The 13,937-nt window shown below is 37.8% G+C and carries 5 protein-coding genes; 1 reads left to right on the top strand and 4 read right to left on the bottom strand.

Translation table 11 applies throughout. The features are described from left to right. Positions 1-292: 292 nt before the first annotated feature. The 4 genes from AsAng_RS29255 to AsAng_RS29240 form a co-directional block, all read right to left on the bottom strand. Positions 293-1,234, bottom strand: coding sequence for a bifunctional metallophosphatase/5'-nucleotidase (locus AsAng_RS29255; RefSeq protein ID WP_264790708.1), 942 nt, complete (start codon positions 1,232-1,234; stop codon positions 293-295). 1,019 nt (positions 1,235-2,253) lie between these two features. Next, positions 2,254-7,296: a hypothetical protein gene (locus AsAng_RS29250; RefSeq protein ID WP_264790707.1), complete on the bottom strand. Its 5,043-nt coding sequence runs from the start codon at positions 7,294-7,296 to the stop codon at positions 2,254-2,256. 921 nt (positions 7,297-8,217) lie between these two features. After that, positions 8,218-11,535: an Ig-like domain-containing protein gene (locus AsAng_RS29245; protein WP_264790706.1), complete on the bottom strand. Its 3,318-nt coding sequence runs from the start codon at positions 11,533-11,535 to the stop codon at positions 8,218-8,220. Between the two features lie 73 nt (positions 11,536-11,608). Then, on the bottom strand, positions 11,609-12,334 hold the full coding sequence (locus AsAng_RS29240; RefSeq protein ID WP_264790705.1) for a hypothetical protein: 726 nt from the start codon (positions 12,332-12,334) through the stop codon (positions 11,609-11,611). Between the two features lie 421 nt (positions 12,335-12,755). On the opposite strand from AsAng_RS29240, the gene AsAng_RS29235 reads away from it, so the two are divergent. Continuing rightward, positions 12,756-13,928 (top strand): hypothetical protein, encoded by a 1,173-nt coding sequence (locus tag AsAng_RS29235; RefSeq protein ID WP_264790704.1) that lies wholly within the window; start codon positions 12,756-12,758, stop codon positions 13,926-13,928. The last annotated feature ends 9 nt before the right edge of the window (positions 13,929-13,937 follow it).

The following is a 13,937-nucleotide window of genomic DNA, read 5'->3' as shown; positions in this document are numbered from 1 at the left end:
AATCTCTTTAGAGATGAAATAATTTTTGCCAATCAAATTACTCAACTTTATAGAGAAGTTTGGCTAAGGTCGTTAAAAAAAATGGTAATGGAAAAAAAAAATGAATTTCTATTAACAAAAAAAACAAGTATTTATTTACCAAGAAAAATGCCAAAAAAAATCTTTTTTTTTATCCGTCCCCAAACCTCTATAAAACTCTAAATCACAACAACATAATCAAATAAATTACACCTTTAGTTATTGGGAACAAAAGAAAAAACAAGCTCAGTTTAAATTGTTTTTTGAGGTCTTGTTATCCTACTTTTTCATTTTTACACTGAATGCATTTATCTTGAAAATTGCGTTCAAAATAAATATCTAAACGCCCCAAGATCATCCCTGCCCAACCAACTTGAGTAACCAAAATTTCTTTTTGTTGATTGTTTTTAACAATAGTCGGTTGCTCCAAAAAAGTATGCGTATGCCCTCCTATAATCAGGTCAATATCTTGACTTTGTTCTGCCAAAATCAAATCAGATACTTTATTCGTACTGTATTCATACCCTAGGTGTGATAAGCAGATAACATAATCACAGCCTTCGTCTTTTTTTAATCTATTGGCATAGTGGTTTGCTTTTTCGATAGGGTTTGAATAGCCTGTTTTTTTATACAATGCTGCGGGCACAAGCCCATCTAGTTCTACTCCTACCCCAAGCACTCCTACTTTTATAGCTCCCTTTTGAAAAATCTGGTAAGGTTTTACTTGACCATTCATAATGGTGTCCGTAAAATCATAATTGCAATTAATCAATGGAAAATTAGCTTGTGTTGTAAATTGTTTATGTAAGCCATCTATTCCTCCATCAAAGTCATGATTCCCGATAGTAGCGGCATCATACCCCATTTTACTCATTAGTTTTAATTCCAGCTCTCCACCAAAATAATTAAAATAAGGTGTTCCTTGGAACATATCGCCTGCATCCAGCAACAATACATTTTTTTCTTCTTGGCGAATTTTATTAATTAGGGCTGCTCGTTTAGCAATACCTCCTCGCCCTTGGTTTTTGCCACCGTCTAGCGGGAAAGGCTCGATACGGCTGTGTACATCATTGGTATGCAAGATCGTTAATTTATGCAAACGCCCCTCTTCGCTACTAAACGATTCTGCCCTCAAAAAGCGAGGCATCAGAGTTGTACTTCCTGCAACAATAGCATAAGCTCCTAACTTTCCTAAAAATGATCTTCTGTTATACATTCTATTCTTTTATGATCTAGTATAATATGGTGGTACTAAAAATACAAATAAAAACGATTATCGGATAACAATCCCCTTTCCTGTTTCCAAATGTTTTCTGATTGAATGTTCAAAATAGGGGCCCGCCGCTCAAGTAGTAAGATCAAGATCAACCTATTGTCTTTCCTGGACAACAATATTCTTTTGAATGATTTTTCTATTACTGTGTACAGGACAAACTATAAAACGAAGTGCTCACGAGCAAAGCGAGCTAAACAGGTAAAGGATACTTATAAAGTACAGTTTACGCTAAAACTATGTTTCGATCTTAGATGCTAGACCGCTTTGCTTTTAGAGTTTAGCCCCTATAACAGCCTAATAGGGTCTAAACTCTAAACGTATGCATGTAATGGTCGAGCAGGCTTGATGTACTACATCAACGGTATAACTTGATCTAATATCTGAAAAATAGTTCCATTAATCCCTTACTTTATCTAAGTCCAATTCTTTTGTCCTGTACACAGAAGAGCAGTATAAAAAACTAACTTTTGCTAGTTGCACAAAGACAATTAAAATTCCATTTTTTATTTATCATTACTCCGTTAAAAACCCGAACAGAGCTTGCGACCTCACGAACCCAGCTTGCTGGCTCACGAGGTACGAGTAACAAACAGAGTGAGTAACAAGGCTCACGTAGTAACCACGCAGAACCCAGCTTGCTGGCTCACGAGTGATAACGAGCTAACCTAGCAGCGAAGCTAATCGTACTACATTATTGCATGAGTGCTGCGCAGTTGATTATTAGCACTGTGCATTTTAGCAGTTTAAAACATTAAAAAACTAATAATCAACGGAATACTAATTTATAAGATCTTATTGATTCCCATCTTTTCTAGAATAAATATCTAATGCATAGAAACAAAAAATCGACATTGAAGTATTTCAATGTCGATTTTTTGTTAAAAAAGACCATCCATGTTGTTTTAGTTTTCCACACATACAATGCAGGATAACTAAAATGGCTTTTGTCCCATATTTAATTACTCTCTAGCAACAATTAATCTTTGCGTCTTAATGACCTGACCAGTCATCCCTCTAAGAACAACAAAGTAAGTACTACTAGGCCAAGCATCAACCATCACCTCCAAGCTTCCTTCTCCATCTAAATGATCTCTATTGTATACCAGTTTTCCATTAAGATCTAAAATAGATAAACTGACAGCTTTTTCAGAAGTTTGGTAAACTACTTTCACCATAGAAAAGAATGCAGGATTTGGACTAACATTCAACATTGGAGCATCACTTTCTGTTATAATATTGGTTAGTTCAATCGCATCAGGAAGTGTTTTCTCTCTTTCTATGACCGTTTCAGTACTAGTATTCGTTGTTGCCAATCTTGAACAAACAGGATCAGATCCACTAATCGTTACACTTACGGTGTCTGAACAGCCATCTGAACTAGTCACAATAACAACATAAACACCTGCACAAAGATTTGAAATCGTTGCCCCAGTCATGCCATTACTCCATACCATATTATATGTATTGGCATTATTTGAAGTGGTCACAGTAGCCGTTCCATCACAAGCTCCATTACTTGACAAAGGCGTACTTGTAGCAGAAGCAACAAAACCAGTCACATCAGGAATGACAATAGTTGTGTCATAAACACAATAGTTGATGTCACAGACACTAAAGGTATAGGTCCCACTAGTTAACCCTGTAAAGGTTGGACTGCTTTGAGACTGTCCATTGATATAATACAAAAATCCTGGTGTCCCTCCTGTTGCTGTCAACGTAATGCTACCATTTGCTTGATTACAGGTTGCAGGAGTTATAGCAGCAACTCCTATCTTAATTGGATCAGGTTCTCCAATAGTATCTACAACAATTTGGCTACAACCATTCGCATCAATTACCACCGAAGTATACACTCCTGCTGCAAGATTAGCAAAAGTATTAGAAGTCTGGAAGTTTACACCATCAATAGAATAAAGATAAGGTGAAGTTCCTCCTGTTGCTGTTAGCGTAAGTGATCCATCTGAGTTTGCTGAATTTACAACATTAACAGAATTAGAGGAGCAAGATACATCTGTTGTTGTGGATGTTACGATCAAAGGATTCGCATTATTTCCAACCACAAACGAGTGTCCTAAACAAGCAGGAATACAACCATTGGCATCTGTCACTATTATATTATATGACCCAGCAGTTAGGGTCGTAAAGGAGCCTGTTGTATTAGAAAAGAACTCCCCTGTACTCCAGTTTACCAATTGATAATTATAGGGTGCTACACCACCACTAGCTAAAAGAACAGCCGAACCATCATTAGTTGAACAGTTTAAATCAGAGTTAGAGACCAAATTAACGCTAACAGGATCAGGGTCTGTAAGGGTCACACTAACCGTATCCGTACAATTGTATTGATCTGTTATAATAGCAGAATAAGTACCTGGACACAGTCCTGAAATAGAGGTTCCTGTCATACCATTATTCCATATAGCACTTGATATAGTCACATTACTAGGAACGGTTATCGTAGCAGAACCATTACAGTCGCCATGACATGATGGATTGTTCCCCACTACAATTCCCTCTACTTTTGGTCTTGCAGGAATAACAATAGTGGTATCATAAACACAGTAGTTGGTATCACAGACACTAAAAGTATAGGTTCCAGCAACTAAGCCTGTAAAGGTTGGACTACTTTGAGATTGTCCGTTGATATAGTACAGGAATCCACCGACTCCTCCTGTTGCTGTTAAAGTAACACTACCATTAGCTTGACCGCAAGTTGTAGGAGTTAGAGCAGCAACTCCTATACTAATGGGGGCTGGAGCATTGACGACAACAGGTTCTGTTGTAAGACAACCATTGGCATCCTTAACAATCACATTATAAACTCCTACACCAAGCCCCGTAAAAAGTCCTGACGATTGAAAATTCACACCATCTATAGAAAAAGTATAAGGAGCTGTTCCTCCTACTGCTGTTACGGTAGCAGATCCATTTGAATTCGTTGGATCTAACGTATTAACAGAATTAAGTGAACAGGATACATCTGTTGAGCTGCTAGTTACAGTGATTACTGAAGGGTTTGATAGTGTTACCACCACTACATCTGTGCAACCATTTACATCAGTTATAGTTGCTCTATATACACCAGCAGTAAGACCACTAACCATTGCATTAGAAGCTCCATTCGACCAAATATAAGTATAAGGGCTTTCTCCTCCTGTTGTAGTTAGTCTAATCATTCCATTATTTCCGCCATGGCAATTTACATTTCCAAGAGTAACAGAATTTGAAATTGCTGGGTTTACAGCCTTAGTTACTCTATTTGAATATACCCATGAGCCACATACCGTTCGTTTTGCTTTTCGACGATAATATGTGGTACGAGTAATCGCACCTGGATTGTAACTACTTCCTGTTGCTCCTGATATCGCTGTCCATGAACCTCCTGCTATTCTGTATTCCCATTGATACTGAATGCTCCCTCCTGAACCTCCTGAAGGACTGCTTATATTTGTTATTCTTGCTGGATCATATCCATTGCATCTTGACTCATTTGACCCTATTTGTCCCCCTGAAGTTAATCCGCTATATACTCGTTTTATTACTCTATTTGAATATACCCACGAGCCACATACCGTTCGTTTTGCTTTTCGACGATAATATGTTGTGCGAGTAATCGCACTTGGATCATAACTACTCCCTGTTGCTCCCGATATCGCTGTCCATGAACCTCCTGCTATTCTGTATTCCCATTGATACTGAATACTCCCCCCTGAGCCTCCTGAAGGACTGCTTATATTTGTTATTCTTGCTGGATCATATCCATTGCACCTTGACTCATTTGACCCTATTTGTCCTCCTGAAGTTAATCCTCCATATACTCGTTTTATTACTCTATTTGAATATACCCACGAGCCACATACCGTTCGTTTTGCTTTTCGACGATAATACGTGGTACGAGTAATCGCTCCTGGATCATAACTACTCCCTGTTGCTCCCGATATCGCTGTCCATGAACCTCCTGCTATTCTGTATTCCCATTGATACTGAATACTCCCCCCTGAGCCTCCTGAAGGACTGCTTATATTTGTTATTCTTGCTGGATCATATCCATTGCACCTTGACTCATTTGACCCTATTTGTCCTCCTGAAGTTAATCCTCCATATACTCGTTTTATTACTCTATTTGAATATACCCACGAGCCACATACCGTTCGTTTTGCTTTTCGACGATAATACGTGGTACGAGTAATCGCTCCTGGATCATAACTACTCCCTGTTGCTCCCGATATCGCTGTCCATGAACCTCCTGCTATTCTGTATTCCCATTGATACTGAATGCTCCCTCCTGAACCTCCTGAAGGACTGCTTATATTTGTTATTCTTGCTGGATCATATCCATTGCATCTTGACTCATTTGACCCTATTTGCCCTCCTGAAGTTAATCCGCTATATACTCGTTTTATTACTCTATTTGAACATACCCACGAGCCACATACCGTTCGTTTTGCTTTTCGACGATAATACGTGGTACGAGTAATCGCTCCTGGATCATAACTACTCCCTGTTGCTCCCGATATCGCTGTCCATGAACCTCCTGCTATTCTGTATTCCCATTGATACTGGATACTGCCCCCTGAGCCTCCTGAAGGACTGCTTATATTTGTTATTCTTGCTGGATCATATCCATTGCACCTTGACTCATTTGACCCTATTTGTCCTCCTGAAGTTAATCCTCCATATACTCGTTTTATTACTCTATTTGAATATACCCACGAGCCACATACCGTTCGTTTTGCTTTTCGACGATAATACGTGGTACGAGTAATCGCTCCTGGATCATAACTACTCCCTGTTGCTCCCGATATCGCTGTCCATGAACCTCCTGCTATTCTGTATTCCCATTGATACTGAATGCTCCCTCCTGAACCTCCTGAAGGACTGCTTATATTTGTTATTCTTGCTGGATCATATCCATTGCATCTTGACTCATTTGACCCTATTTGCCCTCCTGAAGTTAATCCGCTATATACTCGTTTTATTACTCTATTTGAACATACCCACGAGCCACATACCGTTCGTTTTGCTTTTCGACGATAATACGTGGTACGAGTAATCGCTCCTGGATCATAACTACTCCCTGTTGCTCCCGATATCGCTGTCCATGAACCTCCTGCTATTCTGTATTCCCATTGATACTGGATACTGCCCCCTGAGCCTCCTGAAGGACTGCTTATATTTGTTATTCTTGCTGGATCATATCCATTGCATCTTGACTCATTTGACCCTATTTGCCCTCCTGAGGTGAGTGGGCCACAAATATCAATCAACTCCACAATAACATTAAATCCCTGATTAATATGATATGATGTATTATATCCTCTCTCTTTTAGCAAATGACTTGGTGCATATGAATAAGATACAGATCCTATGTTATTCCCTCTATATATTACAGAATGCCCACAAGAATAGCGAACACTTCCAGAAGGTGGCTGATTCTGAGCAATAGTATATTGAGCATTAGAGCGTGAAACAGAAGGTGAAGTATAAGTTCCTTTTGGTGTACCACAAAAATTTGAATTATTCTGAAAAGAATAATTAGTTGCTCCAGAAGCATTTATAATAGTTCTTTCTCGGGTCATACGATTACAAGGAATATTCCTTCCTATAAAAACATTATTGGTGCTAATCGTCACCTTATTAATAGCCTTACCACTAGGCACATTAAAACTAAAATTCCAGTTTGAATGATTGTTTGTTCTCGCATTTGCCCAGGTTACATAATAAGAAGAAGCAGAAGGAACCTCTACTGTCGCTCCAAATGTATTTGATGCATTTGAATTAATTATTCCATTACTATTCCGTCCATTCAAACTATTATTACTAATTGTAATCGAGAATCCAGATACCCCTCCAACATTATTAAAGGTACGAGAGCTGTTCTCTACGTTAATTACAGAACTTCCACCTCCTAAGGAATTTTGGTCTAAATGGATTATTTGCCCAAACGAAAACTGACTGACAAAACAAAAAATCGTTATCAATAAAATCATTTTATTCTCCATGAGAAGTACATTTATTTTTTTATAGTATTCAAAAACAACAAATAATAAATAATAAGCTTAAGTTTCTATATGTTTAAATGAAGCATACCTTTCCCAGTAGCAATTTCAAGAAAAAATTGCCTTAACTTCATTCCAATAGTAAGTAGATGGACAAAATTAGTAGTTTAAAAATTGGAGTATATTTTTTTCGCTAACGACTTGCAAAACGTAGCTTTAGCGGGCTAAAGTGAGGCTTTTCAAGGAAGCTTAGCGGACAAAAGATGCCCCATTTAATGTTAATTATTTTTGACCATCTACTTAGCTTTAATAATATATTAAGCTATAATCTAGCTGCAATTAGTTCATAGTTTGGGTATAAAAACACAAAGCATATCAACTAATTGAATCAATCTTTATTTTTTAACAATTAAAGAATAAAACTATATATAAGTAGAGTCTGCAAGTTGACATTTTTTTATTAAAAAATGAAAAAACCCTCAACAATACAGTTAATATTTATTTAAAATATAACATTTTAACAAATTCATACTTAATAATAATAGTCAGCTATTATTGACCCGTTTATTTTTAAATAGGACTCTACAACCATCCAACTAAATCATTTAAAATCAATACTCAACAAAAACAAATAGGATTAAATATTATAAAAACCCACTTAGCCAAGCTGCGGTTACAAAGGTATCCCATTGATTTATTACACTCCAAGCAAGTATTCCGAACGAATTCTGTTTGTTGACTTACGAACAAAGCGAGTAATAAAGTATCTCTGACATTGGCTTCGTTGTTACGACGTGTTTTGGTTCTTTCATCACGACGAAGTAACAACGATAGCACAAGTACTAGGAGTAATTTATTCTTAATTACTTTTGTCTATATTCAGTATATATTCGTGTAATACACCAACGAGCCTACAAGTTGAATTTACTTCTTAATAATTAGCGTTTGAGTCAGAATAATATCATTAGAAGTAGCTACCTGTACCCAATAAAGACCAGCCTCTATATTCGTTAGATCAATTTCTGTCTCGGAGTTACGGTCATAAACCTGTTGATGAACCAATTGCCCTAAAGCATTATACAACTCAACCGTTGCTATCGTATGAATTTCTGGCAAGTCCATTTCCAATCGAACATAATTAACAGCAGGATTAGGGTATAGCTGAACCTTGGAGGCTAAAAATACTTCCTTGTTATGAATAGACGATAGTATTGTCGGAATTGCAACAACTGTATCTACACCAACACAGCCATTGGTATCTGTCACCGTTACGCTATAAGTTCCCCCTGTACTAATTGTAATAGATGGGGTTGTATCACCTGTGTTCCACCAATAACTATTATACCCCAAAACGGTACTAAACGTAACGGTTCCTCCATTTAGATTTTGGTCAGGACCTAAAACAGGACTAGGCGCAGTATAAGCCGTAACCAATGCCGTATCGCTAGTTACTTGTCCCCAAGCATCCATGGCTCGTAGAATATAAGTCCTCGCAGTGTTTGTTGTTATTTGTTGCCCTTGTCCAAGACTTGTATTGCCATCCCAATAATAGTGAACAAAACCACTTCCTCCATCCAATGTAGCCATAGACCCTGGACAAAAACCAACATCCAATAGAACAGGATTTATAGGAGGAGGCGCAGCAAAAGTATAATGGACCACAAGACGTGCAGCTCCATTAACATCTCCATCAATCGCTTCAGCCGTTCGCTCACCAGAACCTCGGATAATAAAAGCCATAGAATTGCCCGAAGCCCAAGCTGGCTTGTTAACAATTTGCTGAACAAGCGTTGTTAAACTAGGAGTCCGTTGGTCAAGCCCTGCGGCTCCTACTACCGTCCAAGGTGCAGGACTCCAAGACACTGATCCCGTTGCAGTTGGTCGAGAGGAAATATCATTAAAAGCAGTACTAAAGGTAAGAGGATTGACATCGTCCTGAATAAAAATATCCAGTGCTGTTCCTCCACTACTGGTTTCATCTGCTGTAAATTGAATATAAGCATTGGTAATTGTTGCACCAGGAGGGATTCTAAGCCCATTAAATCGTAAACCTACTTTTTGATTGGTTCCATCATTAACCAGTTCCAAATCACTACTTCCAGTTCCCGTTGTACCAAAAAAGCTTTCTTCTGCATCATCTGTACTAGCATTAATGGCAACATTAACCATCCCAATAGCGGGTCCCGTATTTTGGTATTCTATCACCAACTGAGCAGGTCCTGTTCCATCAAAAGATTCCGCAACTCTTCTTCCTGTTCCACTAAGCACAAAAGCCATAGCATTGCCAAGTGTCCATCCTCCTTTATTTACAATATGCTGTACTAAGGTTGTGAGGTCACTCGTCCGCTCATTAGCTGTAGCAGCGCCTACGTTGTTCCAAGCAGGAATGCTCCCCCAAGAGATGTTTCCAAATGTTGTTCTATTGGTAATATTATTGGGGGTATTAACAAAGGTAGCTGCCTGAATCGTATCTTCAACCTTTATGGTCAAATTTGTTGTTGTTGTATCTATTTCATCTGCTGTAAATTGAATATAAGCACGAGTAATCGTTGCGCCAGCTGGCACATTCACGGCAGAAAATCGTATTCCAATTACCTGATCTAAATTTCCTGTTCCTGTATCGTCCACCAACTCTAAATCCGAACTGGTTAGGCTTAAGTTTCCGCTTATTCGTTCTTCTGCATCATCACTGCTTTGTGAAACCAAGGACGTTGTTGTTACACTATTCCCGTAAACATCAATAACCGCATTATTAGAACGGGTCACTTTACCATCATTATCCATTGCTTGAGCATTAATTACATATTGCCCACTGGTGGGTGGTGTCCACAAAAAACTATAAGGTGCAGTGCTATCTACTCCTACCCAGTTCCCATTGGCATAAAAATTAACCTGCGTTACAACGCCATCTGAATCCGATGCCGTTGCCTCTAATAATATAGGCTGAATACTCATAAACAATTGCCCATCTAAGGGATTGGTCAAAGCAGCTTCTGGGTAACCTTCTCGTTTTACAATATAAACAACATCCTCCCCTGGGGCAGGTGTCCAAACATCAATATTCGTTGGCATTGAAAAGCGATTGGAATCTGCCAAACTACCTACTAAATTGGCATTGTCCGTACGAACAGTGCGAATTTCAATCGTATCAGAAGATACAAAAATCCACTTGACTTGATTAAATGATCCCCCTGATTTTGTCCACGATTTGCTATCATTGTTAGAACGCAGTGGAGCACCCCAACAACCTTCACCAACATAAACCACTCCATTAATATCATCCCGAATAAAGCCTTCATCACTTCCTGGAGCACTAGACGTCCGAATGGGATAGGTTGTTTTTACGGTATGGGCATCACACTCTACCACGTAATTGACCCCATAATTTTCAAATAAAGGAGCCCAATGATTGACCATATCATTGCGTTCCGCTTTGCTAGAAACATGTGGGCGCATAGGGTGATGATACTGCACAGATTTCCAACAGACCTGCTGGTTGGCTTGTAGGTCATTCTGCAACCACGTTTTTTGAGAACCACTAACGGAAATCATCGTGTTTAGCGTATAGGCACGGTACAAGTCGCCCCCAAAGGTAACCGCATAATAGACACTATTATTGGGCGTATCAAATAGTTCAGAAATAGAAGAATTAAAAATTTCATGGTTTCCTCTTGTTGCAATAATTGGAGTCATACGACCATCTGCTGCTGTCGTCAATTGCCAATCATCAAACCAATCGCTCCATTCTCCATTTGAATCATTATCGGTCATATCTCCTCCAAACATCACTGCATTTGCTCTTGTCTTGGCGACAATTTGATTGGCATTTTGACGGGCTGGACGATTGTTTCTTGAATCGCCTCCTGCAATAAACGACAAACGCTCTGTTGGTATATCAGGAGATGTTTTGAACGAAAACCGAGCGCTAACACTATTATTGTCTGCAATTACAAAATAATAAACGGTGTTGGGCAGTAAACCTGTCAAGCGAGCAAATTGGTTGTCCATTCCCTTTCTTGATGTTGTTCGGTCAACCCCATGTGAAAAAGCATAAGAAGCGGTTGTTGTGCCATGATCTATCACATCATAATACACCATTGGATTGGAGCCGTCCACTTGATTCCAACCTATTGTCATTGTTGTTGAGGGATTATCTCTAATGATACAACGATATTTATTGGTCGTTGCTAAAAGATTCATACTAAAATAACAGAGAAATAAGCAGGTAATAATTGTTCTCATTAGAGTAGAATTTTTTTTTATAAAAATCTATTAACAGATTTAATTCATTAACGGTCAACTAAAGTATAAAATATTATTGAACTTTTAGCTCCTCAATTAGTGTCTCCTGATTAAAACTAGTTGCTTTTATTCTATTAAATGTACTGTTCCAATCCTCAATAGCAATTTCTAGGACTGGTTTATTGCTTATTTTATAATAAATAGATGTTCCTAATTCGTCCAGTAATTCCACTCTAATAGGCAGCGCAACCTTATCCAGATCAAAACACAAACGAATAAGCTGCTCGTCAACATAGGGCACAACTTTCATCCATGCTTTATTTGAGGAATGACTCACGATCTTTTTGACCAAACTACAAGCATCTCCCCCATCTTTATACCATTGCTTAATTCTGTAATAAGACCTCCCTTCCATTGGAAAAATATCGGTATAACTATAATGCTTGAGTCTTCCCTTTAGTTGATCTTGAACCTTAGCGATTGGTTCAAAAGACAGTCCATCCTTTGATCGTTCTACAATAAACCCCTGAGTCTGCTTATTTTTTTTCAACGACCAATGCAACAGTATCCCTCCTTTCGTTTCTTCTATTCTAAACTTAAACGTTTCTTGGCTCAAACGCTTCGCCCTATCGATCGCTCTATTGAGCATTGAAGAATTGGATGCTTCCTTGTAAGTAACCGCAATTGGTTCAGGAGAATTATTCTTACTTTTATGGGGAGGATTGGGGGCAGTGAATTGCCTACAAGCAAGAAAAATAACGCTACACAATAAGAATAAAATAACCGTACGTATTTTCATAATTATGCCATGTTTTGAGCAATGAACTCATACATTAAGATCAATCCACATATATGAGATAAAACATCGATTGGATTTTCGAAAATACAACCTCTATATTACTTAATTATGAAGTTGATATGAAGTTTTAGAGGGAAAGAACTAAACAACACGAACGATTATGCTTTAAAGTAACCTTTTCTCCAGCACTCTATCTACAAAACTGATCAACAAAGCAATACAAGCATTCCATTAGAATAAAGCACAGCCCTTAAAAACGAATAAGATGGCAAGAACGAATACCTTTTTGGCAATATTGGTATGTTCTATTATAAAAATAAAAAACATCTTTGTATCAACTCTTTTATATCCATTATTTCGTAAACTAGCCAAACTAGATTATCAAGTTATTTTTTACATCAAAACTTAAGCATAAACAACTATGAAGAATATTATTACCCTAATTATATGCTACTTCATTTTACTAAACTATAACCACGCACAGTATAAAGGAGTATTTTTTGATGATAAAAAAATGGTTTTTGGAGAAAATCAACCCTTACCTGCTGAATCACATATCATGCTACAAGGTTTTGTTAAATCAACCGTAGGAATTGTAGAATTAGATGTATTAGAACCCAAAGGCAGAAAAAATAGGTTGCCCTTATATACCAATCAGTGGAAACGTTCAGCGGACAGCAAAGAGCAGTTTATGCTGCCAATTAACTATAAATTAAAAGGTAGTGCAGAGTACGATTTAAATCTTAAATATTATAGCTCTATTAGTAAAGAAGAACAGGAAAAACTAGGGGGAGTGATCCAAGAATACCTTTTCACTTACTTAGAACAAGTGATTATTGTCAATCGCAATAGCCTTAGTTTAGAACAAAATGAACGACAAATTATGAGAAGCCTCAACAAGATTGTGCACAAAGGGCTTTCAATGTTCAGAAATAAAACCAATACAGATTTTGAAGGATTCTCAGATCTAATCAAACTAAAACTCAAGCAAATTGCTACCACTAGTTTGGCAAAGGGAAAAGTGTTGTTTCAAGATGCTGAAAAAGGCACAGCAAAGGTTGCTTATAGAGATAAGCTACTAAAAGAATTGCGCACAATGATTGGTAGCGAACTTAGGCAGTATATGAATTTGGATTGGTTCAAAATGATTGATAATAAATATATCGATAATTATTCCACCGAAAAAAGCAAACGTACCATTGCAATCCAAGCTGGTTTTGGTGGTGCCTATTTAAGTGGTTCAACAAATAGTTTGGCCATCGGTGCTTCTCCATTTATTGGTTTTGCCTTTCCATTGAGCAAACGTTCTTCTCAGTCTAAGGTACTCAACAATTTATCCATCAATTTTGGGGTCTTTTTATTGGATTTTCAAGGAGCAAACAATAAGGTTGTCAGCGGTCCTATTTTTAAGCGTCCTACTTATGTAGGGCTTAGTTACAAATTATTTAGATTTGTCCATTTTAATGCTGGTGCGACCTTCTTGGAAGATGCCGCCACAGCGGGGCAATTTTCAGGAATAGAAAAACGAGTCTATATTCGTCCTTTTATTGGGGTTAGTGCGCAAGTAGATCTATGGTTAGACTTTAGTAAATAATTCTTAGAC

Source organism: Aureispira anguillae (assembly GCF_026000115.1).
Lineage (GTDB): Bacteria > Bacteroidota > Bacteroidia > Chitinophagales > Saprospiraceae > Aureispira > Aureispira anguillae.
This window is presented reverse-complemented; position numbering and strand designations above follow the sequence as displayed.

What these genes read in the sequence shown, in the direction of transcription:
- AsAng_RS29255 (WP_264790708.1), bottom strand. Translation starts at nt 1,234, where the DNA reads ATGTATAACAGAAGATCATTTTTAGGAAAGTTAGGAGCTTATGCTATT.
- AsAng_RS29240 (WP_264790705.1), bottom strand. Translation starts at nt 12,334, where the DNA reads ATGAAAATACGTACGGTTATTTTATTCTTATTGTGTAGCGTTATTTTT.
- AsAng_RS29250 (WP_264790707.1), bottom strand. Translation starts at nt 7,296, where the DNA reads ATGGAGAATAAAATGATTTTATTGATAACGATTTTTTGTTTTGTCAGT.
- AsAng_RS29235 (WP_264790704.1), top strand. Translation starts at nt 12,756, where the DNA reads ATGAAGAATATTATTACCCTAATTATATGCTACTTCATTTTACTAAAC.
- AsAng_RS29245 (WP_264790706.1), bottom strand. Translation starts at nt 11,535, where the DNA reads ATGAGAACAATTATTACCTGCTTATTTCTCTGTTATTTTAGTATGAAT.